This is a genomic window from Stappia sp. 28M-7 (assembly GCF_014252955.1).
In the GTDB taxonomy this organism is placed as follows: domain Bacteria; phylum Pseudomonadota; class Alphaproteobacteria; order Rhizobiales; family Stappiaceae; genus Stappia.
On record NZ_JACMIA010000002.1, the window covers coordinates 96,467 to 120,085 of the forward strand.

At 64.4% G+C, this 23,619-nt stretch carries 20 protein-coding genes; 3 read left to right on the forward strand and 17 right to left on the reverse strand.

Going from position 1 to position 23,619, the window contains the following annotated elements; all coding sequences use genetic code 11:
- Window positions 1-4: 4 nt before the first annotated feature.
- Both H7H34_RS21790 and H7H34_RS21795 read left to right on the forward strand, forming a co-directional pair.
- Window positions 5-2,911: a DUF1156 domain-containing protein gene (locus H7H34_RS21790; protein ID WP_185926712.1), complete on the forward strand. Its 2,907-nt coding sequence runs from the start codon at window positions 5-7 to the stop codon at window positions 2,909-2,911.
- 12 nt (window positions 2,912-2,923) lie between these two features.
- The gene (locus tag H7H34_RS21795; RefSeq protein ID WP_185926713.1) at window positions 2,924-6,220 is read left to right on the forward strand and encodes a DUF499 domain-containing protein; all 3,297 of its coding nucleotides are present in this window, start codon (window positions 2,924-2,926) and stop codon (window positions 6,218-6,220) included.
- Window positions 6,221-6,257: 37 nt separating this feature from the next.
- Here H7H34_RS21795 and H7H34_RS21800 read toward each other — a convergent pair whose 3' ends face one another.
- Window positions 6,258-7,190, reverse strand: a complete 933-nt coding sequence (locus H7H34_RS21800; RefSeq protein WP_371811465.1) for a LysR family transcriptional regulator — start codon at window positions 7,188-7,190, stop codon at window positions 6,258-6,260.
- Between the two features lie 396 nt (window positions 7,191-7,586).
- Here H7H34_RS21800 and H7H34_RS21805 point away from each other — a divergent pair, with 396 nt between their 5' ends.
- Window positions 7,587-8,207, forward strand: a complete 621-nt coding sequence (locus H7H34_RS21805; RefSeq protein ID WP_185926715.1) for a TetR/AcrR family transcriptional regulator — start codon at window positions 7,587-7,589, stop codon at window positions 8,205-8,207.
- A 6-nt stretch (window positions 8,208-8,213) separates the two neighbouring features.
- Here H7H34_RS21805 and H7H34_RS21810 read toward each other — a convergent pair whose 3' ends face one another.
- From H7H34_RS21810 to H7H34_RS21885, 16 genes are all read right to left on the reverse strand, one after another.
- Window positions 8,214-8,447, reverse strand: a complete 234-nt coding sequence (locus H7H34_RS21810; RefSeq protein ID WP_185926716.1) for a DUF2274 domain-containing protein — start codon at window positions 8,445-8,447, stop codon at window positions 8,214-8,216.
- Window positions 8,448-8,449: 2 nt separating this feature from the next.
- The gene (locus H7H34_RS21815; RefSeq protein ID WP_185926717.1) at window positions 8,450-9,607 is read right to left on the reverse strand and encodes a TraB/TrbI/VirB10 family type IV secretion system protein; all 1,158 of its coding nucleotides are present in this window, start codon (window positions 9,605-9,607) and stop codon (window positions 8,450-8,452) included.
- A complete protein-coding gene (gene trbG, locus H7H34_RS21820) occupies window positions 9,604-10,620 on the reverse strand; it encodes a P-type conjugative transfer protein TrbG (protein WP_185926718.1) in 1,017 nt (338 codons plus the stop codon). Before trbG ends, H7H34_RS21815 begins: the two co-directional genes overlap by 4 nt.
- Entirely contained in the window at window positions 10,617-11,306 is a 690-nt protein-coding gene (trbF, locus tag H7H34_RS21825; RefSeq protein ID WP_012112711.1) for a conjugal transfer protein TrbF, read from the reverse strand. Before trbF ends, trbG begins: the two co-directional genes overlap by 4 nt.
- Window positions 11,303-12,664: a P-type conjugative transfer protein TrbL gene (gene trbL, locus H7H34_RS21830; protein ID WP_185926719.1), complete on the reverse strand. Its 1,362-nt coding sequence runs from the start codon at window positions 12,662-12,664 to the stop codon at window positions 11,303-11,305. Before trbL ends, trbF begins: the two co-directional genes overlap by 4 nt.
- Window positions 12,665-12,667: 3 nt before the next feature.
- On the reverse strand, window positions 12,668-12,955 hold the full coding sequence (gene trbK-alt, locus H7H34_RS21835; RefSeq protein ID WP_185926720.1) for a putative entry exclusion protein TrbK-alt: 288 nt from the start codon (window positions 12,953-12,955) through the stop codon (window positions 12,668-12,670).
- A gap of 17 nt (window positions 12,956-12,972) precedes the next feature.
- Window positions 12,973-13,737, reverse strand: coding sequence for a P-type conjugative transfer protein TrbJ (gene trbJ, locus H7H34_RS21840; RefSeq protein WP_137390808.1), 765 nt, complete (start codon window positions 13,735-13,737; stop codon window positions 12,973-12,975).
- Between the two features lie 11 nt (window positions 13,738-13,748).
- Entirely contained in the window at window positions 13,749-16,292 is a 2,544-nt protein-coding gene (gene trbE, locus H7H34_RS21845) for a conjugal transfer protein TrbE (protein WP_185926721.1), read from the reverse strand.
- A gap of 10 nt (window positions 16,293-16,302) precedes the next feature.
- Window positions 16,303-16,584, reverse strand: a complete 282-nt coding sequence (locus H7H34_RS21850) for a VirB3 family type IV secretion system protein (protein WP_012112716.1) — start codon at window positions 16,582-16,584, stop codon at window positions 16,303-16,305.
- On the reverse strand, window positions 16,584-16,916 hold the full coding sequence (locus H7H34_RS21855) for a TrbC/VirB2 family type IV secretion system protein (protein ID WP_185926722.1): 333 nt from the start codon (window positions 16,914-16,916) through the stop codon (window positions 16,584-16,586). Before H7H34_RS21855 ends, H7H34_RS21850 begins: the two co-directional genes overlap by 1 nt.
- Window positions 16,913-17,893: a P-type conjugative transfer ATPase TrbB gene (trbB, locus tag H7H34_RS21860; RefSeq protein ID WP_185926723.1), complete on the reverse strand. Its 981-nt coding sequence runs from the start codon at window positions 17,891-17,893 to the stop codon at window positions 16,913-16,915. Before trbB ends, H7H34_RS21855 begins: the two co-directional genes overlap by 4 nt.
- Window positions 17,894-18,059: 166 nt before the next feature.
- Window positions 18,060-18,497, reverse strand: a complete 438-nt coding sequence (locus H7H34_RS21865; protein WP_173933168.1) for a ribbon-helix-helix protein, CopG family — start codon at window positions 18,495-18,497, stop codon at window positions 18,060-18,062.
- 5 nt (window positions 18,498-18,502) lie between these two features.
- Window positions 18,503-20,488 (reverse strand): conjugal transfer protein TraG, encoded by a 1,986-nt coding sequence (locus H7H34_RS21870; protein WP_185926724.1) that lies wholly within the window; start codon window positions 20,486-20,488, stop codon window positions 18,503-18,505.
- 21 nt (window positions 20,489-20,509) lie between these two features.
- The gene (locus tag H7H34_RS21875; RefSeq protein WP_185926725.1) at window positions 20,510-22,249 is read right to left on the reverse strand and encodes a relaxase/mobilization nuclease domain-containing protein; all 1,740 of its coding nucleotides are present in this window, start codon (window positions 22,247-22,249) and stop codon (window positions 20,510-20,512) included.
- A 243-nt stretch (window positions 22,250-22,492) separates the two neighbouring features.
- Window positions 22,493-23,248, reverse strand: coding sequence for a lytic transglycosylase domain-containing protein (locus H7H34_RS21880; RefSeq protein WP_185926726.1), 756 nt, complete (start codon window positions 23,246-23,248; stop codon window positions 22,493-22,495).
- Between the two features lie 3 nt (window positions 23,249-23,251).
- Window positions 23,252-23,590: a DUF736 domain-containing protein gene (locus H7H34_RS21885; protein ID WP_185926727.1), complete on the reverse strand. Its 339-nt coding sequence runs from the start codon at window positions 23,588-23,590 to the stop codon at window positions 23,252-23,254.
- Window positions 23,591-23,619: the final 29 nt, after the last annotated feature.

The following is a 23,619-nucleotide window of genomic DNA, read 5'->3' on the forward strand; positions in this document are numbered from 1 at the left end:
CACAATGACATACAAAAAGAAACTCATCGAAGTCGCCATTCCACTCGAAGCGATCAACGCGGCGTCGGCGCGTGAGAAGTCGATCCGGCATGGGCATCCGTCCACACTGCATTTGTGGTGGGCTCGGCGACCGCTGGCGGCATGCCGGGCTGTACTATTCGCCCAGCTCGTCGACGACCCTTCTTCTCGCGTCGGTGAACTGCTCGCCGATTCGCAACTCCGCGCTCAGGCGGAGGCGGAGCTACCGGAGCGCCTAACCGCCTGGGAGAACAGCAAGGCCTCGGCGCAAGGAGCGGCAGCCAACGCGCCAGAGCCGACGCTGGAGGATGTGGCGGTCGAGATCGAACGCAAGCGGCTCTTCGCAATCATCGAGGATTTGGTGAAGTGGGAGAACTCGACCAACGAGGAAGTGCTGGAACGCGCCCGGGTCGAAATCCGCAAGAGCTGCGGCGGCGAACTGCCCCCGGTCTATGACCCGTTCTCGGGCGGCGGGTCGATCCCGCTCGAGGCGCAGCGGCTGGGCCTGCCCGCCTATGGGTCGGACCTGAACCCTGTGGCGGTGATGATCGGCAAGGCGATGATCGAGATCCCGCCGAAGTTCAAGGACATGCCCCCCATCCACCCCGGCATCAAGGAGCGGTCGTTCTACCGCAACGCCGAAGGGCTGGCCGAGGATGTAAAATACTATGGCGAATGGATGCGCGAGAAGGCACGCGAGCGCATCGGGCACCTCTACCCGCAGGTGGACCTGCCGAAGGAGTATGGTGGCGGCAAGGCAACGGTGATCGCCTGGATCTGGGCGCGGACGGTGCCGAGCCCGGACCCTGCGTTCTCGGATGTGCAGGTACCGATCGCGTCGAGCTTCCTGCTGAGCTCCAAGCCGGGCAATGAGGTTTGGATCGAACCACTTATCGACAAGTCGTCAAAAACGATCACTTATCGCATCCGGCACAAGGGGACCAAGGCTGAAATTGCAGCTGCGAAAGACGGCACCAAGGCGGGACGCGGAGCGAACTTTCGCTGCATCATGTCGGATACGGCAATCACTCCGAAGCACATCACCTCCGCCGGCAAAGCCGGTCATATGGGCCAGACACTTATTGCCATAGTGGCTGAGGGCAAAGGTGGGCGCGCCTATGTTGCGCCTTCCTCTGCTCATGAAGCCGCCGCGCTTGAGGTTAAGCCAAGCTGGAAGCCGGAACAGCTCCAACCCGAGAACCCGCGTTGGTTTTCGCCGCCCGCATACGGCATGGAATCATTTGGTGATCTGTTCACAGATCGGCAGTTGATGGCACTGAACACGTTCAGCGATCTGGTGAACGAGGTGCGGGCACAGATCGAGAGTGACGCGGTTGCGGCAGGAAGCTCCGCCGACTCTACTCCGCTCCGCGATGGTGGTAAGGGGGCCAAGGCTTATTCTGAGGCAGTGAGCGTCTATCTGGCATTCGCTATCGACAGATTGGCGGATGCAGGAAGCTCAATTGCGACTTGGTCCTCGTCAGGATTCATTCGCTTCACGTTCGCAAGACAGGCAATCCCGATGACTTGGGATTTTGCCGAGTGCAACGTCATGAGTGATAGCACAGGCAATTTCATGGGTGCGGTTGATTGGGTCTGGAAGGCATTACTTGGGTTCGGCCCAAACGCCGCCGGGTCCGCGATCCAGCATGACGCTCAAAACGTCGTTCTTCCTGCTGGTGCTGTGGTTTCCACGGACCCGCCGTACTATGACAATATCGGATATGCCGATCTCTCCGATTATTTTTATGTTTGGCTGCGTCGAAACATTAAAGATGTTTATCCGGCGCTGAGCGGAACCATTGCAGTTCCAAAAGCCGAAGAGCTCGTGGCGACACCGTATCGCCACGGTGGAAAGGCAAATGCTGAAACTCATTTCCTCGGTGGAATGACTGCCGCGATATCAAGTCTTGCCAGTCAGTCTTCGCCGGATTTCCCTGCGACCATCTATTACGCGTTCAAGCAGAGTGAGATCGAACAGGATGGTCTGGCTTCCACAGGATGGGCAACGTTTCTTCAAGCGGTGATTTCATCTGGCTATGCAATAGTCGGCACGTGGCCTGTGCGCACTGAACGAGCAGCAAGGACAATTGCTACTGGCACCAATGCCCTCGCCAATTCGGTCGTCCTCGTCTGCCGCAAGAAGGACGGCGCGGCCGACACGATCACCCGCGCCGAGTTCATCCGCGCCCTGAAACGCGAACTGCCCCCGGCCATCGCCGAGCTTCAGGCGGCCAACATTGCGCCTGCCGACATGCCTCAATCGGCCATCGGCCCCGGCATGGGCGTGTTCTCGCGCTACAAGTCGGTCCTAGAATCCGACGACAGCCCGATGAGTGTGAAGACCGCGCTTCAGCTCATCAATCGGGAACTCGACGAATATCTCGGCGGCATCCAGGGCGAGTTCGACGCCGACACCCGTTTCGCCATCACCTGGTTCGAGCAGCATGGCATTGGCAAAGGCGATTACGGCGTGGCCGATAACCTCGCCCGCGCGCGCGGCATCTCGGTCGAGAGCGTTAAGCACGCCGGCATCGTCGAAAGCGCCGCCGGCAAGGTTCGCATCCTCGCCCGCGATGAACTCGACGACGATTGGGAGCCGGAGGAAGACCGCCACCTGACAGTGTGGGAGTGCCTCCAGCATCTCGTCCGACAGCATGAGAAGGACGGGATATCTCACGATACCGCCGTTCTCTTAAAGAAGGTCAACACCAGGGCCGAGGCGGTGAAGGACCTCGCCTACTGCCTCTACGACATCAGCGCCAACAAGCGGAAAGATGCGAAGGAAGCCACGGCCTACAACGCGTTGATCGCCGACTGGGCGGAACTGACCCGGCAGGCGGCGTCGATCCACGACACGAGCGGCGATCGCCAGATCCGGCTGGACATTTAAGGGGGAACGGACGTGGCCAAGAGTACACGCCAATATGTATTTGAGGGAATGGAACTGCTGCCATCGGCGCTCATTCCCTTCGTCGAAAAGCGGCTGGAAAGCTCGATCACGGGTCACTGGCAAGTGGAAGTGGTTCAACGTGTCCAGGGCCTGAGGCCAAACTCCGCCGGTGAAGTCGGCTGGGATCAGCAGGGATTGCTGAAGGCGATGATGGCCTTCTGGAAGGACGCATTCGCGACCGTGCTCGGCCACCCTGAACGGTCATATGTGTCCGAGCTGCTCGAAGTCCGCAACAAGCTCTCGCACAATGAAAACTTCACCTACGACGACGCCGAGCGTGCGCTCGATTCCATGCGCCGGCTGATGGAAGCGATCAGCGCCGGCGAAGTCGCCGCACAGCTTTCCAAGATGCGGGATACCATCCTGCGCACGAAGTTCACCGAGCTTCAGCGCAACGAGGAGCGCCGCAAGACCCAGCGCCTCGAAATCTCCGTAGAGACCGTGGCCGGTCTGCTCCCATGGCGCGAGATCGTTGAGCCCCATCCCGACGTGGCCACCGGAGAGTTTCAGCAGGCAGAGTTTGCGGCCGACCTCGCCAAGGTCCACGCTGGCAGCGCCCCGGCCGAATATCGCGATCCCAAGCAGTTTTTCAGCCGGACCTATCTGACGGAAGGTCTGAGCACGCTCCTGGTTGGCGCGGCCAAGCGGCTATCGGGCAGCGGCGGAGATCCCGTTGTCGAGCTGCAAACCAACTTCGGCGGCGGCAAGACGCACTCGATGCTGGCCCTCTATCACATGGCCGGTGGTACACCGGTTCAGGACCTGTCGGGACTGGACCGGTTGCTGGATAAGAACGGGTTGAGCGTGCCCGCGGGCATCAACCGCGCGGTGCTGGTCGGCACATCGCGGGGACCACAGGACGTTCTCAATGCTGAAGGCGGCCGAAAGATCCGCACAACCTGGGGCGAGCTCGCATGGCAGCTTGGGGGCGCGGAGGCCTTCGACATGGTCGCGGAGAACGATGCCAGCGGCATCGCTCCCGGTTCGAACCTGCTCGAGGCGATCTTCAAGAAGTATGCGCCCTGCCTGATCCTGATCGACGAATGGGTCGCCTATCTCCGGCAGATCTACAAGGTCGAGGGGCTGCCCTCCGGTTCGTTCGACGCGAACCTCACTTTCGTCCAGTCGCTTACAGAGGCCGTCAAGGCCAGTCCCCAGACTCTGCTGGTCGCATCCTTGCCGGCTTCACAAATCGAGGTCGGCGGCGAAGGTGGGCAGGAGGCCCTGGCGCGCCTCAAGCAGACCTTCAGCCGCGTAGAATCCTCGTGGCGACCCGCGAGCCAGGAAGAGAGCTACGAGATCGTCCGGCGGCGGCTGTTCAAGGAAATTCCGGGCGACAAGTTCCACCATCGCGACAACACGCTCAAGCAATTCGCCAAGCTCTATCGCGAAAATGCCAACGACTTCCCGCAAGGCTGCGCAGACGAGGACTACCGGCGCAAGCTGGAGAAGGCCTATCCGATCCATCCCGAACTGTTTGATCAGCTCTACACGAGCTGGGGCTCGCTCGAAAAATTCCAGCGCACGCGCGGCGTTCTGCGCCTGATGGCGCAGGCGATCCACGAGCTGTGGATGAGCGGCGATCCATCTGTGATGATCATGCCCGGGAGTGTGGCGGTGAGTTCGCCACGCGTGGAACCCGAACTGCTCCACTATCTGGACGTGAGCTGGCAATCGATCATCGCCGGCGATGTCGATGGCACGGCATCCACTCCCTACAAGATCGATCAGTCGGCCCCGAACCTGAATCGCTACTCGGCCACACGGCGAGTTGCCCGCGCGATCTTTATGGGAACGGCGCCGACGCACCAGCAGCAGAACACCGGCCTGGACGACAAGCAGATCAATCTCGGCGTCGTGCAGCCCGGAGAGCGCCCGGCAATCTTCGGCGATGCGCTCCGGCGGCTGACCAACCAGGCCAAGTTCATGCACGCCGATATTGGCCGGTATTGGTACTCGATGTCGGCGAGCCTCAACCGCATCGCGGCAGACAAGGCAGCCCAGGTAGAGGCTGCTCTTGTCGACGTCACGATCGACACCGAACTCGGAAAATATGTCAATGGCCTGGCAGATCGCGGGCATTTCGATGCCGTGCAGGTAGCCCCTGCCTCCTCGGCCGAGGTGCCTGACGAAGCTGGCGGAGTGCGAGCCGTTGTGCTCGGTGTCGCGCACCCGCACAATGGCCGTGACGGCTCCGACGCCCTGATCGAGGCGAAGGACATCCTGATGCAGCGCGGCAGCACGCCGCGCGTTTATCGCAACATGCTGGTGTTCATTGCTGCGGATGCCCGTCAGCTCGATAATCTGAAGGACGCCGTGCGCGCCTCCCTGGCATGGGGCGAGATCGTTCGTGACACCGAACGGCTCAACCTCACCCAGAGCGACAGCGCGCTCGCAAAGGCCAAGCTGGCTGAATCGAACGAGACGATGAAAACCCGCCTCAAGGAGGCGTGGTGCTACCTGCATTATCCAGTGCAGGAGAGTGCTCAGGCCGATGTAGAGTGGGCTTCCGGCAAGATTCCGGCGCAGGATGGGCTGTTGGCGCGCGCGAGCAAGAAGCTCGTGGCGGAGGAAGGTCTGCTGACCGAGTTGGGACCAGCGCGGCTTGATCGCGATCTCCAGAAGTACATCTGGAATGGCAAGCCGCACCTCTCTCTGAAAGACCTGCGGGAGTACCTCAACCGCCACATCTATCTCCCGCGCGTGAAGAACCAGGACGTCCTGGTCAAAGCCGTGCAAGCGGCCGTTAGCGCCATGATTCCTGGCCCCTTCGCATATGCTGAACGATGGGATGAGAAGTCGGACACCTATCTGGGTCTGGCAATTGAGCGCGCTGGCAACGCCGTTGTTGTCATCGATAGCGACAGCGTCATCGTGAAGCCGGACGTGGCGGAGGCGCATCGTCCGACACCCGTTCAGCCGGGGTCGGCGGGCACTCCCGCGGAGCCGGGGGACGGAACGCCGGCTACCGGCGAGCAGCCCACTGGCGGCACATCCGAGCCGACTCCCGCCGAACGGAAGCCGACCCGATTTACCGGTATGGTGATGATTTCCGCCGAGAGACCGGCGAGAGACATGCATCAGATCGTCGAGGCCATTGTCGAGCAGCTCACGACACTGCCCGGAAGCGATGTGAAGCTCAGGCTCGAAATCGAGGCCGAAGTTCCCTCCGGTCTCGACCGCGCCAAAGTGCGAACGCTCGTCGAAAACGCCAACACTCTCGGATTTGTCGAAAAGTCGGTCGAATAGCCAGGCGGGCCGCGGCGTGGTCTGTCCGTCACCGATGTCAGGCCGACTGGTGAGATGCCCTTGCCGTGTGGCCCAGGGTGCGCGCCAAACTCAGCAGCCGCCGGCATGCGGGGTTATCGTTTCGGGCGGACCAGACCATGCTGAACGGCAATACCTCACCAGCGAGTTGCCGATAAGCGATGCCAGGAAACTGCGCGACGGTCGTAGCCTCGCTCGTCAGCGTGAGGCCGCGACCTACGGCAACCAGGGAAAGGATGTTGTCGCGTCCGACCTGTTGGGGGTGAATCTCAGGATGGCTGCCGAGGTCTGCAAGGTGTGCAACCAGGTAGTCGTGGATTTCCTGGCCCGGGGCAACATCGCTCACGATGAACCGCTCCGACACCAGGTCCGGCCATCCGAGTTCGACCTTGTTTGCCAGGGGATGATCGTCGGGCAACACGACGAAGACCCTCTCGTACCACAGATGCTCGGTCTCACAGCCGTCCCAGGTCTTCGTGCCCGTTATAAAGGCCACGTCGAGATTCAATGTCCGGACGGCAGCGACGTGCTCCGCCGGGTTTCCCTCGATGGGATCGACCCGGACATTCGGATGGAGTTTACCGAACCGTCGCAGCAGGTCGAACAGGAAGCCGGACGCAAGCGACGAGAAGACGCCGACCCGGACGTGTCCCTCCTCGGACCGGCCAACCGCAGCGACTTCACTGGCGCCTGCGTCGATATGCCGGAGCGCCGTCCTCGCTGGCTTCAGAAACCGCTGGCCGGCAAGCGTCAAGCGAACTCCACCAGCATGACGCTGAAACAGGGACGCGCCGAGTTCATCTTCCATGTCGCGAATGCGGCGGCTGATGGCCGACTCTTCGATATCGAGTGCTCGGCCCGCCTTTCGGAAGCTGCCGTGCTCTGCCGCCGCCACGAAATAACGGAGGTGTTGGAGCTTAATGCGGCTGCGCGGCAGCTCGGGTATCAGGATTTCATCTGGAGCATTGTCGCTCGGACGGGGAACGATATTTTCCGCCCCATCCACGATCACAGGTTCCCATCTGCCCGAGGGTTGCGGCCAATGCCATCCATCGGCCAGGATGGTCGCGCCCTACCCTCGAAGCCGCTTGATGCTCCTGCCGCGCGGATTTCCCTGCGTCGTGTCGTCATATTTCGCCCACGCAAGAAACTTAACAATATTCAGTTAGCGGTATCGTGCAGATTGACATTGCCAACGTCAACGGAAAATGAATGTCATTAAGTAAAGTGTCCGCCAGCAACCCGCCAGCAGGAGAGCGGCAAGTGTGCCAACCAACGCGATGACACCGTGTTGCGTGATAAGCGAACTGACGCTGAGGAATGTCAGACCCAGCCGGGGACGGCACTGATGCCCCGCCCGAAAAAGGATGCGGCCCTCGACATTTCCCGGAAAGCAGTCGAGGAGACCATCCGGCTTCTCGGTGAGCGGGAGGATTTCGACGTACCACTGGCGGCTGTCGCCGAGGCGGTCGGCTGTACCGCGCCCGCTCTCTACGGGCATTTCCGCAACAAGGACGCGTTGCTGCGTGCAGTCCACGATGCAGGTTTCAGGCGGCTCTACGAAGAGAAGCTCGCGCTTTCAAAACGGCTGCGCTCCGATCCCATGGCGTATCTGCGTGAAGGCACCCGTGCCTATGTACAGTTCGCCTTCGACAATCCGACCCTCTATCGCCTGATGTTTTCCCCTCCGTCGAGCGTCGCTGCCGAACATGGACCACTGTCGACCGATGCGGGACGGTCGGTCTTGGAGCTGGCAGCGAAGGCGATCCGAGCGTGCCAGGGACAAGGCTTTCTGCGAGGAATGGACCCAAGCCGGTATGCTTTCACATATTGGGCGGCCGTTCACGGTGCCGTTTCGCTCGCGCTGCAAAACCGCGCTCCGGATGAAAATATCCGGCAGGACGCTGCGCTCGTGGTGGTCGATACTCTCCTGGAGATCATCGCGGCCACTGCTCCTGATCGCAGGTAGTCCCTGTCATAGTCGGCCGCCTGACCTGCTCCGCTTCTCCTTCGCGAAACCCCGGTCTGTGGCGATGAACCGCTCGAGCATCGGCACGATCAACTTGACCGGGTCCGTAGCGGGCTGACCGGACTCGCGCGCCAGGACCTCGGCATAGGCGACGAGATCGCGATGGAGCGGTCCGGGCAGCTCCACTGTCACCTTGACCGGTCTGTCCTCGACGATGGGTCCGAGTTTCAGCTTCGCCATGGTCAACTCCTGTAAGGTTCGAGAACGAGGTCGCGAGTGACGATCACCCTGACCGGGAAGCCCGGCCGGACGGTGAGCGTCGGCGCAACCTGCAATTGGCGCTGGATGATCTGCTGGCCGGCCTGATTGATGGTGTCCTGTGCCCCATCGCGGATGGCGCGGATCAGGCGATCCTCGTCGCTGCTGGCGAGCTCCGTCCCCACCGCAAGCAGGGTCGATAACCCCGCTGCCTTCATCAGATCCCACCAGTGGTAGTCGACGCCATCTTCAAGACCGGCATAGCCGCTGGCGTCCGCTCCGGGCTGACGTTCCAGCACGATGGAGCGGCCATTGGGCAGGATCAGACGGTTCCAGACGAGCAGGACGCGTCGCTGGCCAAAGGTCACGCCGGCATCGTATTGCCCGATAATGCGGGTGCCTTGCGGTATGAGGAGCAGGCTCCCGGTCGGGCTGTCATAGACGTTCTCCGTGACCTGGGCGGTGATCTGTCCGGGCAGATCGGAACGGATGCCGGTGATCATCGCGGCCGGGATCACCGCCCCCGCCTGAAGGATGTAGGGCGACGGCGGCGCCACGATGCGATCGAGCGCAACGGTCTGGCGGTCCACAGGGCCGTTAAGGAAAGCCGTGTGCCGATCCTGTCCGGCCGTCGCGCCGGTTTGCGAGCCAAGGCCGAGACCGGCCAGACCTGGACCTCCGGTAGTAGTTGCTGTGCCTGGAGCGGTCTGGAAGAAAACGCGGCTGAGGCGCGCCGCTTCTTCCTCCGCAAGCCGGCGCTGCTCCTCCGGGTCGACGGCCGGCGCCGTCACGGCAGGCGGTGCGACCGGCTGCCCCCGGTTTTGCGCATCGAGGATCGGGCCGCCGAGATCGCCCGGCAAAGGAGGTCCAAGGACCGGGCCGGTATAGTCCCTCGGCAGACCGGACAGGCCATCGGCCGTCGGCCGGTTCTCGGTTGAATAGAGCTCGTCGCCGCCCTGCCCCGCGTCCCGGGTCTGGAGCGCATAGATGAGCGCTCCGCCGATCCCGAGCAATGCAACGGCGCCGACACCAGCCAGCATCTTGCGGGAAAGCCGCGTCACGCGCGGCGGATCTGCGCGCAAGCGCATGGGTGCGGCCGTTGCCGCGCTCGTGGTTGTTGTGGTGGTTGCTTCCTCGGTCATGATGGGGCGCCTCCGGTCTCGCGGGCCGGCTGGGCGGCGGCCTGCCGCTGTTCGATCCGGACGATCCGGACAGTCTGTTGGCGCTCGCCACTTCCAAGGCGAAGCTCGGCTGCACCGAACAGGCGGTCGACGATCAGGATGTTCTGGTGGATTCGGCTGTTGACGATCTGCGGCTCGCCATCCGAGCCGAGCACGAAGATCGGCGGCATCTCGCCCTGGACGATACCGCGCGGGAAAACGACATAGACGCGCCGGCCATCATCGAAGACCGAGATCGGCCGCCAGGGCGGGCTGTCGCCGGTCAGGCCGTAGCGATAGTTGCGCGAGGCCTCGGCCGGGATGACGGGCGCAGCCGGGACCGACTGACGCTGCCCCGCCGGCGGCGCGGGATAGGCCCAAGCGACGGCAGGCATGTAGAGTTCCTCGCGGGCACGAAGCTCGATCATGTAGATGCGGCGATCGGTGGTGATGACCAGGTTCGTCGAGATGTCCGGCCGCGTCGGCTTCACCAGCACATGAACACGCCGGTGCGCACCGCTTCCGCTCTCGGTATCACCGATGATCCATCGTGCGGTATCGCCCGCCGCAATCGGCCCGGCGCCAGTCAGGCCCTCACCTGGCTCCAGGGCGATATTGGTGATCTGCCCCGGCGCCGCATAGACCTGATAGAGGGCGCCCTCGGACCACGGGTAAATCTGGATGGCGTTGTAATAGCCCTCGCGGCGCGGTTCGACGCGGGCGGCGGCATTGGCGTTCTCCACCCGTCCCGCCGGCGTGCCTGCGGCTGCACCGCCCCGCGCCACGTTCCAGGAGGGAGGCGTGTGCAGCGGACGCGGCCGCTCATCTGTGACAGGTGCCGGTACGTCGGGCAGCGGCGGGACATCGGCATCGTAGCTGAACTGAGGAACCCTATTGGTGGCACATCCAGCCAGCGCCGTCGCGGCCAGCAAGGCCAGGATCGCGGGTTTGCGGAAAGCCGGAAAGCCGGACTTACGGATCGGCGTGCGGGTCATTGGCTCATCTCCCGCGACCAGTTGATGGCGTTTACGTAGATTCCGAGCGGATTGGCACGCAGCCGTTCGGCATCGCGCGGCGTCTGGATCACGATGGTCAGGATCGCGGTCCAGCGCTCGGTGGTGGAGAGTTGGCCGTTCTCGTATTGGCGTTCGGTCCAGGCAACGCGGAAGGAATCCGGTGACGCCCGGATCACCGAGGAGACCTCAACCGCCACCTGCTGGCGACCAACGCGAGTGAAGGGGTCATTCGCACGGGCATAGTCGTTGAGCGCCGCCGCTCCCCGGTCGGTCGTCCATTCATAGGCGCGCAGCCAATTCTGGCGGACAATGATTGCGTCTGCCGGAATGGCCCGCACCTGCTCAATGAAGCGGCCGAGATGCCATGCGATCTGCGGGTCTGTCGGGCGATAATCCGCGGTTGCGGGCGCTACGGTCTGCGCCTGACCGAGATTGTCCACCTGCACCACCCAGGGCACGATCGTCCCCTGCGCCGACTGCCAGACCAGGGCGGCGGCGAAGCCGGCCGAGAGGACCAGCGAGCCGAAGGCCATGTAGCGCCAGTTCCTTGCCTGAACGCGAGCCGAGCCGATGCGCTCGTCCCAGACCTGCGCGGCCTTCTGGTAAGGGGTCTCGGGTTCGGGTGTTTTGCCGTAATGTGTCGATGATCGTTTGAACAGATTCATGAGCGGTCGCTTTCAGAAAGATTGACGGAAGAGCCGGAGCCGTGGCTGTCGCCGGAGCGCACGGCATGGCCCGCCATGGTCGTGCCGTGGCCAAGCGCCTGTCGGCGCTGCATCTGCTGCGCCCATGCCGGTGGACCGCCAGCGGAGGCCGAGGCCGATGCGGCGGCGGCATCGCCTGCGCCGCCGACGGTGCCCATGGAAGATGACCCGCCTGTCGCGCCGAACCCGGCGCGAACACCATCTGAGAAACTGGACCTGACGCTCTCGTTTGCCCTGGAAGCGGCGCGTTTCAGCGGCGAGGCGGCGGCGGAACCGGCTGCCCGGGCGACACCTCCAAGACCGGAGACGACACCTGCCGCACCGGACTGGCCCAGCGATCCGACGCTATAGGCGGCTGTGGCGCCTCCCGCGGCGGTCGCGCCACCACGGACGGCCGCGGCTCCTCCCGACAGGGCGGCCGCGCCTCCCCTTGCGGCCATGCCTGCGGCGGCGCCTCCCGCCAGCACCATGCCACCGGCGGCAAGGCCGGTGCCGACAGCCGAGCCGGCGCCGAGCTGCGGCCCGCCCGAGACAAGGCCCGAGGCGATACCGGGGCCGAAGATGCCGAGACCGAGAAGCGAGAGCGCGGCCAGCACGATCGCCATGGCATCGTCGATGGTAGGTGTCGCGCCGCCGAAACCGGCGGTGAACCGGGAAAACAGCGTCGAGCCGATGCCGATGATGACGGCGAGGACGAGCACCTTGATGCCGGAGGAGACGACGTTGCCGAGCACACGCTCGGCCATGAAGGCGGTCTTGCCGAACAGGCCGAAGGGAATGAGGACGAACCCGGCAAGCGTCGTCAGCTTGAACTCGATCAGCGTGACGAAGAGCTGGATCGCAAGAATGAAGAAGGCGAGCAGCACCAGCGCCCAGGCGAACAGCAGGCAGGCGATCTGGATGAAGTTCTCGAAGAAGGAAACGAAACCCATCAGATCCGAGATCGCATCGAGCAGCGGTCGGCCTGCATCGAGGCCGGTTTGTGCGACGCGGCCGGGGCGCATCAGATCGGCCGCGGAAAAGCTCGTGCCCGAGGCCTGCAGGCCGAGACCCGCAAAGCTGTCGAAAACGATCTTCGCGAGATTGTTCCAATTGCCGATCAGGTAGGCGAAGACACCAACGAAGAGGGTCTTCTTCACCAGCCTGGCGATGATGTCGTCGTCGGCACCCCAGCTCCAGAACAGAGCCGCGAGCGTCACATCGATGACGATCAGGGTGGTAGCGATGAAGGCGACTTCGCCGCCGAGCAACCCGAAGCCGCTGTCGATATAGCTCGTGAAGACGCCGAGAAAATCGTCGATGACCCCCATCCCGCCCACGGCTCATCGCTCCCCTTCGACTGCCGGGGCGGCGGGCGCCGGAGAGCGACCAAGGAAGCGGTCGCGGGACTTTGCCCAGGCCGAAAGGCACTCGGCATCGCTGGTGGCGGCTTCTCCGAGCCGCTGGCATCGCCGAAGCGTCAGGCGCAGAGGATCCGGTTCGGGCTGGAGCTCCGGCGCGGACCTCACCCGCGCCGGTTCCTCTTCCCGGGTCATCTCGATCACCGTGGCGGTGATCGCTATGGCGATGAATATGATCGCCCCGATCCGGGCCAGCATTTTCCCATCCATGGGACCCCCTCCCGGGATCAGTTGCCGCTGTTGAACATCTGCGCGTTGCCCGGCTGATAGCCCGAGCCAGGTGTCAGAAAGCGCTCGCGCTGGATGCGGCCTTGTTCGGCGGCCGTCGCCCGGTCGGCCTCGAGCATGGCTGTGGCGCGGCCATTGGCGGAGATCACCGCGATGAGGTCCGAAAGCTGTTGGGATTGCAGTGCGAGAAGCTGGTTGCCCGCCTGCGTCGCTTGCAGCGCACCGACCGCATTTTGGCTCTGATCGACCAGCGCAGACATCGCGCTGCGATTGCTGTCGATATTGCCGACCACGCCGGCCTGCACGCGCATGGCGTCCTGCAACCCGCCAACGGTGTTTTCCCAGCGCGAACGGGCATCGGCGATCAGCTGTGCGTCGGTGGCCGAGATCGAGAGCTTGCCGTAGTCCTGCTGGAACATCCGGTCGATCTGCTGGACGTCGAAGGCGATGCTCTGGGCCTGGCTCAATAGCTGCTGGGTGCGCTGGATGTTTTGCTGAAGCTGCTGGAGCGAGGAAAACGGCAGGCTCGAGAGATTGCGGGCCTGGTTGATGAGCATCTGCGCTTCGTTCTGAAGCTGGGCGATCTGATTGTTGATCTGCTCCAGGGATCGGGCGGCTGTCAGCAGGTTTTCGGCATGATTGGTCGGATCATAGACGATGCGGCCGAACCCGCCGAAAAAGGCGTGTGCGGGTGTGGTGAGCACCGGCGCAAGCGGCGTCGCAAGCGCCAGGGCGAGCAGCGAGACACGCGTGAAACGGTGCAATTTGGGAAAGGTCACAAGTCGATCTCCTCTTGGCTGAACTCTTCATCGATTGAGAATTCGTCTTGGGGCCCGGCTTGGCTCGCGATGCCTGGTGCCGGCTCATCCTCCGGGTCCGAAGGCGGCCCCGGGACGAGATTGGTGAGGCGGGGGATCAGGTCGGCGGCCCAGTCCACGCCGCGATGGCGCAGCCAGACGGCGAGGAAGCTATCGGTCCCACGCTCGGCGTGGATGCGCTCGATGGCGGCCTGATCGGATTTGGAAGATGCGGCGCAGAGCGCGAGTCCGACCTCGCTCAATCCCAGCTCGAACAGCCGGTTGCCGCGTCGCGACTGGCAATAATAGTCCCGCTTCGGGGTTGCCCGCGCGAGGATCTCGATCTGCCGGTCGTTGAGACCGAAGCGGCGATAGATGGCCGTGATCTGCGGCTCGATCGCGCGCTCGTTCGGCAGGAGCAACCGCGTCGGGCAGCTCTCGATGATGGCGGGCGCGATCGCGCTGCCATCAATGTCCGACAGGCTCTGCGTGGCGAAAATGACCGAGGCGTTCTTCTTGCGGAGCGTTTTCAGCCATTCGCGGAGTTGGCCGGAGAAGCCGTCATCGTCGAGGGCGAGCCAGCCCTCGTCGATGATGAGCAGAGTCGGGCAGCCATCGAGCCGGTCGCCGATCCGATGGAACAGGTAGGACAGGACCGCAGGCGCCGCTCCCGTTCCGACAAGCCCCTCGATCTCGAATGCCTGTACGTCGGTGGAGCCGAGATGCTCGGTCTCGGCGTCAAGAAGACGGCCATAGGGACCGCCGACACAATAGGGTCGCAGTCCCTGTTTGAGGTCATTGGATTGCAGCAGCACGGCGAGGCCTGTGATGGTGCGTTCGCCGGGAGGCGCGGACGCCAGCGAGGACAGCGCCGTCCAGATGTGTTCCTTCACCTCCGGCGTGACGGCGACACCCTCGCGCGCCAGGATCGCGCCGATCCAGTCGGCAGCCCAGGAGCGCTCATAGGCATCGTCGATGCGGGAGAGCGGTTGCAGCGACACCGAGGCATCCGACCCGTCGGTCAATCCGCCGCCCAGATCGTGCCAGTTCCCGCCCATGGCGAGTGCCGCGGCTCGGATGGAGCCGCCGAAGTCGAAGGCGAAGACCTGGGCTTTCGCGTAACGGCGGAACTGGAGCGCCATCAGCGCCAGCAACACCGATTTGCCCGCGCCGGTCGGGCCGACGACGAGCGTGTGGCCGACATCCCCGATATGGAGGGAAAGCCGGAACGGCGTACTTCCCTCGGTCTTGCCATAGAGCAAGGGGGGCGCACCGAGATGGTCGTTCCGTTCCGGCCCTGCCCACACAGCACTCAGGGGGATCATGTGGGCAAGATTGAGCGTCGAGATCGGCGGCTGCCGGACATTGGCATAGGCATGACCGGGCAGAGAGCCGAGCCAGGCATCGACCGCGTTGACGGTCTCGGCCATTGCCGTGAAATCGCGGCCCTGAACGACCTTCTCGGCGAGCCGCAGCTTTTCGTCGGCGATGCGCGGATCGGGATCCCAGACCGTGATCGTGGCCGTGACATAGGCCATGCCCGCCATGTCCTGCCCGAGCTCCTGCAGGGCCATATCGGCGTCGGCGGCCTTGTTGGACGCATCGGTGTCGACCAGCGCGGACTGCTCGTTGGTCATCACCTCCTTGACGATCGCGGCGATCGACTTGCGCTTGGCGAACCATTGCCGACGGATTTTTGTGAGCAGCCTTGTCGCCGCGAGCTTGTCGAGGAGGATCGCCCGCGTGCTCCAGCGATAGGGAAATGCCAGCCGGTTCATTTCATCCAGCAGGCCGGGCGTCGTGGCGGTGGGGAAGCCGATGATGGTGAGGACACGCAGATGCTGATCGCCGAGGCGCGGCTCCAGCCCGCCGATCAGCGGCTGGTCGGCAAGCAGCGCATCGAGATGCATCGGCACCTCCGGCACGCGCACGCGATGCCGGTTGGTGGAGATCGTCGAGTGGAGATAGGTGAGCGTCTCTGGGTCATCGAGCCAACGGCATTCAGGCATGAAGCCGTCGAGCAGGGCCAGAACGCGGTCGGTCCGATCCACGAAGCCGCGCTGCAATTCCCAGGGGTTCACGCCCGATTGCTCGCGGCCCTCATAGAGCCAGGTCTCGGCACGCGCGGACTCCTCAGCCGGCGGCAGCCAAAGGAAGGTCAGGAAATAGCCCGACACGAAATGCGCGCCGGCCTCCTCGAATGCGGCCTTGCGCTCGGCGTCGACCAAGGCCGATGCCGGGTCGGGAAACAGGCTTTCGGGATAGGTCGCGGCCTCGCTGCGCTGAGCCTCGACAAAGATCGACCAGCCGGAGCCGAGACGACGGAGGGCATTGTTGATGCGGCCAGCCACGGCGACCAGTTCGGCGGCGACCGACGAATCCAAATCCGGCCCGCGAAACTTTGCCGTCCTCTGAAAGCTGCCATCCTTGTTCAGCACCACGCCGGATCCGGCCAATGCGGCCCAGGGCAAATAGTCGGCCAGGCGAGTGGCGGTGCGGCGGTATTCGGCCAGGTTCATCATCGCCGGGCCCTCACACCGCCAGGAAAGCAGGGATGCGCAGATGCCGGCGCCCGACTTCGACGAAGAGCGGGTCGCGCTTTGCCGCCCAGACGGCCACGAAATGTCCCACCGCCCAGATCGCCAGACCGACCAGCCAGAGGCGCAGGCCGAGGCCCACCGCCCCGGCGAGCGTTCCATTCAGGATCGCAATGGAACGGGGAGCGCCGCCCAGCAGGATGTGTTCGGTCAGCGCCCTGTGAACCGGGATGGTGAAGCCCGGCACGGCATCGAGCTGTTCGAGAACAGCCGCCATCAGATGAGCGCTCCGCCGCCGAACGAGAAGAAGGACAGAAAGAAGCTCGATGCCGCAAAGGCGATGGAGATGCCGAAGACGATCTGGATCAGCCGGCGAAAGCCGCCAGAGGTGTCGCCAAAGGCCAGCGTCAGGCCGGTCACGATGATAATGATGACGGCGATGATCTTCGCGACCGGTCCCTCGATCGATTCGAGAATGCTCTGAAGCGGCGCCTCCCAGGGCATGGATGAACCGGACGCATGCGCGGCCGGGGCCATGAACAGGCTGACATAGGTGACGGCCGCGGCTGTCGCGACGTGACGGCGTATGCGCAAGGCGTGACGGATCATTCGGGCTTCCCTTCTGAACTGGTTGCGGGGGTGATGCGGTAGTCGCCGTCAGGGCCGAGCCCTTCGACGCGCGCGAGTTCGACAAGCCTTCGCGCGGACCCGCGTCCGGCGAGGACCGCGACCAGGTCGATCGTCTCGGCGATCAGGGCGCGCGGCACGGTGATGACGGCTTCCTGGATGAGTTGTTCGAGGCGGCGCAGCGCGCCGATGCCGGAGCCGGCATGGATCGTGCCGATGCCGCCCGGATGTCCCGTCCCCCAGGCCTTGAGCAGGTCGAGCGCTTCGGCGCCGCGCACCTCGCCAACAGGGATGCGGTCCGGGCGAAGCCGCAGAGAGGAACGGACGAGGTCGGAGAGAGTCGCCACGCCGTCTTTCGTGCGCATGGCGACGAGGTTGGGCGCGGCGCATTGCAACTCGCGCGTGTCCTCGATGATGACGACGCGGTCCGAGCTGTTGGACACCTCGGCAAGAAGAGCGTTGGTCAGGGTCGTCTTGCCGGTCGAGGTGCCGCCCGCGACGAGAATATTGGCGCGCGTCGCCACCGCCTCGCGCAATGTCGCGCCCTGCTCGGTCGTCATGATGCCTGCGGCGACATAGTCGTCGAGGGTGAACACCGCGACCGCCGGCTTGCGGATGGCGAAGGCGGGCGCGGCGACGACAGGCGGCAGCAGACCTTCGAAGCGTTCGCCGGTCTCCGGCAGCTCGGCCGAAACCCGCGGCGCCCCGGCGTGCACCTCGGCACCGACATGATGGGCGACGAGCCGCACGATGCGTTCACCATCGGCTGCGGGCAGAATCTCCCCTGTATCGCCAAGGCCCTCGGACAACCGGTCCACCCAGATGCGGCCATCGGGATTGAGCATGACCTCGACGACCGCAGGGTCGTCCAGAAAGCGGGCGATGGCGGCTCCGAGCGCGGTGCGCAGCATGCGCGAACTGCGCGCGCGTCCTTCTGGATTGTTATGTGAAGCCGCCATCTTGTCCCCGTTCTGGCCGGGAACAATTCGGTCCTGCCCCGACGGGGACGATTAAAAGAACCCGAATTCGGGTGGATTCAACAACTGTCTTTCGGAGTAGTACTGTAGCGTGCAAATACAGGAAATCGGCGGGATTGCCCGGCACCGTCGGCTCGCTGCACGGCCCCTATGATGGTTCCGATCGCGCGGGGCTGACATCTTCGCTGATCTCCTGCCGGAGCTGCGGTCCCGCCGCAAGGCGGCGCCCGAGCGCACCGACGAATGCTTCATAGCGTTCGCTCGCCTTCGCCCGCGCCGCCTGTGCCGCCGGCTCGGGCAGCGCTGGCGTGCTGGTGAGCCAGAAGCGCACGAAAACCGCCAGGGTTTCGACCGAGATCCCGACATCGCGCTCCAGCCTTGAAACGCGTCGGTCGATCTGGTCGAGCCGTTTGACGATGGCCGCTTCACGACGTTCGTCGGCATCCGGCGACAGAAAGGACGCGATCGCAGCTTCCGCGATCATCGATCGGGACTGACCACGGCGCGCAGCGAATTCCGCCAACATCGTCATGATCTCGGGGTCGAGATAGACGGAGACCGGAGATTTCTTCTTGCGTGCGGTCATTGCGATCAGAGGTCCATCCCGTCACCGGGATCCATGCTCACCTGACGCGCCACGTTCAACCCCATCACCTGCGTCAGACGCCGGCTGCGGGTTGCATCGTCCTCACCGTCCTCATCAGGCGGATCGAACTCGTTCTCGATCGGCTTCCTCTTCTCGATCGGATTGGCATGTCTCAGCTCAGGCTGATGCCGGCGCTCGGAGCCGGTCGGATCTTCATCCGGATCGCCGGACGTCTTCGTGGCCGTGTCGAACAGCGGACGCTGCGGCACCGGCAAGGCGCTCCAGTCGTCGGGCTGCGGCTTGTCGGATCGGACCAGTTCCGGGGGAGCGAGAACACGCTCCTTGAACCGCACATCCTCGAAATAGCGGGCCTTCTTCGCGCGGATCGGCGGGGTGCCCGCCACCATGACGATCTCGTCGGAGGGCGGAAGCTGCATGATTTCACCGGGCGTGAGCAACTGGCGCGCCGTCTCGGAGCGGGAGACCATCAGGTGCCCGAGCCAGGGCGAAAGCCTGTGGCCAGCATAGTTCTTCATCGCCTTCATTTCGGTTGCCGTGCCGAGCGCATCGGACACGCGCTTGGCCGTTCGCTCGTCGTTGGTGGCGAAGCTCACGCGCACATGGCAATTGTCGAGGATCGAATTGTTCGGGCCGTAGGCTTTCTCGATCTGGTTCAGAGACTGGGCGATCAGGAAGCTCTTGAGTCCGTAGCCCGCCATGAAGGCCAGGGCGCTCTCGAAGAAGTCCAGCCGGCCGAGCGCCGGAAACTCGTCGAGCATGAGCAGGAGCCGGTGCCGACCTACCTTGGTCTGCAAATCCTCGGTCAGACGGCGCCCGACCTGATTGAGGATGAGGCGGACAAGGGGCTTGGTCCGATTGATGTCAGACGGTGGCACGACGAGGTAGAGCGTCGTGGGCATTTCGCCCGCAACCAGGTCGGCAATGCGCCAGTCGCAGCGGCGCGTCACCTCGGCGACGACGGGATCGCGGTAGAGACCGAGGAACGACATGGCGGTGGAAAGCACGCCTGAGCGCTCATTGTCGGATTTGTTCAGGAGTTCGCGCGCCGCGCTGGCGATGACGGGATGCGGGCCGGCTTCTCCGAGATGCGCGGTCTTCATCATCGCGTCGAGTGTCGCTTCGATCGTGCGCCTGGGGTCGGAGAGGAACGAGGCCACGCCAGCGAGGGTCTTGTCGGGTTCGGCGTAAAGGACATGCAGAATGGCCCCGACCAGCAAGGCATGACTGGTCTTCTCCCAGTGATTGCGTCGCTCAAGACTGCCTTCCGGATCGACCAGGATATCGGCGATGTTCTGGACGTCGCGGACCTCCCATTCACCGCGGCGAACCTCGAGCAGCGGATTATACGCCGACGAATCCGGATTGGTCGGATCGAACAGAAGCACCCTGCCGTGCCGGGCGCGAAAGCCCGCAGTGAGCGACCAGTTCTCACCCTTGATGTCATGGACGATCGCCGACCCTGGCCAGGTCAGGAGCGTGGGCACCACCAGGCCGACGCCTTTGCCAGACCGTGTCGGCGCGAAACACAGGACATGCTCCGGTCCATCGTGACGCAGATAGGCACGATCGAAACGCCCGAGCACGACGCCATCGGGATCGAGGAGTCCCGCGGCCTTGACTTCATCGGGTCGCGCCCATCGGGCGGAACCATAGGTCTCCGCGTTCTTTGCCTCCCGCGCTCGCCAGACCGACATACCAATCGCGACGGCAATGGCGATGAATCCGCCCGATGCCGCGATCATCCCACCCGTGGCAAAGATACCCGGCGCATAGGCTTCATAGAAATACCACCACCAGAAGATCGCGGGCGGATAATAGACCGGCCAACCGTCGACCCGGAACCATGGCGACCCGAGCTGCGCCTGAAACCCGAGCTCCCATGCCACGTATTGTGTCGCCGTCCATGTCGTGACGAGGACGATCAGAAAGACGGTGACGATCTGGCCCCAGAGGATTCTCGTCGCGGACATGGTGGTTCCTTCCTTTGAGTGTCAGAGCCCGAGGCCCCGTTTGCGACCGAAGCTCCAGTCGACGCCGCCGTCGCCCCGCGCGACGCCCGAGACGTGGCGGCCGAGATTCTTCTCGAGCGAAGGGGACCAGGGCACGAGCTGGAAGCCTAGGCCGTCGTCGATCATGGCGAAGCGGCCTGAGGCCAGCGCCAGTCGCTGCCGGTAGGTGCCGGAGACATAGTCGCCGCCGGCGGCCCGGTTGAACGGCAGGCCAGTCTCGGCCGCCAGCTTGCCGCCGAGCGCGTCGAGTTCGCGCCGCCGTAGCGTGTCGATCAGGTTGCGGTTGAAGACGATGCGTCGCCCCTGACGCTCCGCCAGCCCTTCCTGCAGAAGGCGCGCGGCGCGGCGATCCATCGCATCGCGAACCTCGGCGCCGAAGCCACCGGAGGAAACATCGATCCGCTCGCGCGCGACGGCCTGGCGGTCCAGCCAGGTCGCGCCGGACGCCGAAATCTGGGCTTGCAGATCGAGATCGGAACGCACGGCGATCGCCACGCGGCGCTGCCCCCTGGCATCGTCGAAGCTGCGAAGCTCGACGATCGATCCGGGAGCGCTGTCGCCCGCGGCATCGAGATCGGGCAGCTTGATGTGGTGGGTCCGGCCATCGACGCCGTCGACCACCGCATAGGCCGTCCCCTTCAGCTCGTCATCGAGCCCACGCTCGACCAGCCGGCCGATGACCGGCGCGTCGACACTCTCGGCGGCAAGCACATAGCCTGCGGCGCCACGCTCGATCCCCTTCTCGGTCAGAGCCCGGTGCATGCGTTTGATGATGTCGCCGCGCTCTCCCAATTGGCGCAGCGTTGCCTCGGCATCCTGGCTGACCGTCCATTGCCCGGGACCGACCTGCTCGGCGAGGCCGAGCGTTTCCAGCTTCCGGAGCCGGCCGATTTTGAGAGCCTGGTATTCGTCGGGCTGACGGTCGGGATGCGGCGCGAGGTCGATCGCACCTGCATCGCGGGCATCGCGGACGAGCTGGCGGTCGAGCTGGGTCCAGCGCTCGGCCTCGATCTGCCGTTCGAGGGCGCGCCGGATGTCGTGATCGGTGCGCGGCCCCAGTTCCATGGTGATGAGATCACGCGCCCGGTCGCGCATCCCCTCCTTGATGTAGTCGCGCGAGATCACGAGGTCCTGCCCGTCGTCGCGGACCCCACGGACGATCAGATGGACATGGGGATGTTCGGTGTTCCAGTGATCGACGGCCACCCAATCGAGACGCGTGCCGAGGTCCTTTTCCATCTGCCCGACGAGATCGCGCGTGAAGGATTTGAGATCCGACATCTCGAGTGCGTCGTCGGGTGAGACGATGAAGCGGAAATGATGCCGGTCATCGCCGCTGCGCTCGGCGAAGGACCGCTCGTCGGCAGCCTCCGTCTCCGGCCCGAACAGACGCGCCTTCTCCCCGTCCCGGGTGACGCCATCGCGGCTCAGGTAATCGAGATGCGTGCCCAAGGGGGCGGCGCGACCGGAATGGCGCACGACGCGCGCCTTGACCACGGCGCCCCGCGACCGGGCGGTGATAAATCGATTGGCCTGAATGCTGGCCCGCTGCCCATGCCCGAAGCGCGAGCGGTTCCCGGAAGTGACGCGACCAGAGCGCGACACCGTTCCCCCGGCCTTCTTGGCCGCCGCGAGTGCCTGGGCGATGAAGGGACGCACATGCTGTGCCCGTGTCGAGCGGATGCGGCCAGGGCGGACGCGAAACTCGCGCTCACCGGCCATGACCCTGCCCCGCAATGTGCGAAAAGCCGAGCAATTCCGGGCAGGTAAACAGTTCCGGCACAGTGCGCTGAGACGCCGCAATGTGTGAAACGCGCTGGAAAACCCAATAAAAACAACCGACCGTCCGGCCCACAATGTGCGGCCTTTTATCCTGCCATCGTCCGGTCGTGGTGCCCGCACCCGACCCCTTCGCCCTCCATGGTGCGCAAAAGCTCGCCAGAGCACGATGGAGCGTTCGGCGGGTCATGGCGCATCGCCCACGTCTTGCGCGGTAACGAAAATGCCCTCCGCGGCGCCCGGATCCACTTCGGGAACGAGGGAATGGGCGCCCTGCTGCGGCGCGTTGTCCGCAGCTTCGCGGCTGAAATCGCGCGCCACGAAGAGCGGCGCCTCGCGCCAATCGGGCGGCGGTGCGGGCGCGGCAGAAACGGCGCCGGGCAGCGCATCCGTGCCCAAGATCGGCGCGAGGGTCGCGACATAGGCGCGCGTCTCTGCGGGCAAATTGCGACCGTCGGAGAGGTATTCGTCGTAACGGCCCGGTCCGGCATTATAGGCCGCCAGCATGGCCGCGATATTGCCGTAGCGGTCGAACATCTCGCGCAGGTAAGCCGAACCCGCGAGAATATTGTCGCGACGATCGAAGGGGTCACGGCCGAGCCGGTGACGCAAGCGCAGCCCGGCCCAGGTATCGGGCATGATCTGCATCAGGCCAATCGCGCCGGCCGATGACACCGCCCGCAGATCGCCCGCGCTTTCGACGCGCATCACCGCGCGGATCCAGTGCTCCGGAATACCGAAGCGGAGCGAGGCTTCCGCGACATACTGGGCGTTCGGATCGCGCAGAACGGCCTGAGCCGCGGGTGCGGCCGGGACCTGCGCCAGTGCATCGGACGCGAACGGTAACGACAGGCCGAGAAGGAGAAGGGAGGCCGTGCGCCGGGCGGCGCGAAACCGCCCGAACGCATGACCCTGGCGACGCCGGAAGCGAAGCTGCGGCATCGCTCAGTCCTTTGCGTCGCGCTTGGGCGCGCGGCTCCAGTGCAGCGACCACGACGTCGCGTCGGCGCCGTTCTGGAACAGGGCGGCGCGCATCGGATGCGGCAGGGCGGGATCGTCGATCAGCACCGAGAGATAGTCTCCGGCCTTCTCGCCGGTGCGCGACCAGGCGGCGCCGACCTCGGGGCCGCTTTCATCCGGGCCGAGGTGAACACGGTGATCGGGCGCGTTCTCCACCCCTGCGGTGTCGACCACGACGATGGCGATCTCGCTGTCGAGCGTGAGGGTCCGGATGCGGCCGGAGAAACCGGTTTTCTGCCGGGTGAACTCACCGATTTGCGGCATGGGACGTTCCTTTCCTTTGCGGCGGAGTG

What these genes read in the sequence shown, in the direction of transcription:
- H7H34_RS21790 (WP_185926712.1), top strand. Translation starts at nt 5, where the DNA reads ATGACATACAAAAAGAAACTCATCGAAGTCGCCATTCCACTCGAAGCG.
- H7H34_RS21805 (WP_185926715.1), top strand. Translation starts at nt 7,587, where the DNA reads ATGCCCCGCCCGAAAAAGGATGCGGCCCTCGACATTTCCCGGAAAGCA.
- H7H34_RS21810 (WP_185926716.1), bottom strand. Translation starts at nt 8,447, where the DNA reads ATGGCGAAGCTGAAACTCGGACCCATCGTCGAGGACAGACCGGTCAAG.
- H7H34_RS21815 (WP_185926717.1), bottom strand. Translation starts at nt 9,607, where the DNA reads ATGACCGAGGAAGCAACCACCACAACAACCACGAGCGCGGCAACGGCC.
- trbG (WP_185926718.1), bottom strand. Translation starts at nt 10,620, where the DNA reads ATGACCCGCACGCCGATCCGTAAGTCCGGCTTTCCGGCTTTCCGCAAA.
- trbF (WP_012112711.1), bottom strand. Translation starts at nt 11,306, where the DNA reads ATGAATCTGTTCAAACGATCATCGACACATTACGGCAAAACACCCGAA.
- trbK-alt (WP_185926720.1), bottom strand. Translation starts at nt 12,955, where the DNA reads ATGGATGGGAAAATGCTGGCCCGGATCGGGGCGATCATATTCATCGCC.
- trbE (WP_185926721.1), bottom strand. Translation starts at nt 16,292, where the DNA reads ATGATGAACCTGGCCGAATACCGCCGCACCGCCACTCGCCTGGCCGAC.
- H7H34_RS21850 (WP_012112716.1), bottom strand. Translation starts at nt 16,584, where the DNA reads ATGGCGGCTGTTCTCGAACAGCTCGATGCCGTGCCGGGCTTCACCATC.
- H7H34_RS21855 (WP_185926722.1), bottom strand. Translation starts at nt 16,916, where the DNA reads ATGATCCGTCACGCCTTGCGCATACGCCGTCACGTCGCGACAGCCGCG.
- trbB (WP_185926723.1), bottom strand. Translation starts at nt 17,893, where the DNA reads ATGGCGGCTTCACATAACAATCCAGAAGGACGCGCGCGCAGTTCGCGC.
- H7H34_RS21865 (WP_173933168.1), bottom strand. Translation starts at nt 18,497, where the DNA reads ATGACCGCACGCAAGAAGAAATCTCCGGTCTCCGTCTATCTCGACCCC.
- H7H34_RS21870 (WP_185926724.1), bottom strand. Translation starts at nt 20,488, where the DNA reads ATGTCCGCGACGAGAATCCTCTGGGGCCAGATCGTCACCGTCTTTCTG.
- H7H34_RS21875 (WP_185926725.1), bottom strand. Translation starts at nt 22,249, where the DNA reads ATGGCCGGTGAGCGCGAGTTTCGCGTCCGCCCTGGCCGCATCCGCTCG.
- H7H34_RS21880 (WP_185926726.1), bottom strand. Translation starts at nt 23,248, where the DNA reads ATGCCGCAGCTTCGCTTCCGGCGTCGCCAGGGTCATGCGTTCGGGCGG.
- H7H34_RS21885 (WP_185926727.1), bottom strand. Translation starts at nt 23,590, where the DNA reads ATGCCGCAAATCGGTGAGTTCACCCGGCAGAAAACCGGTTTCTCCGGC.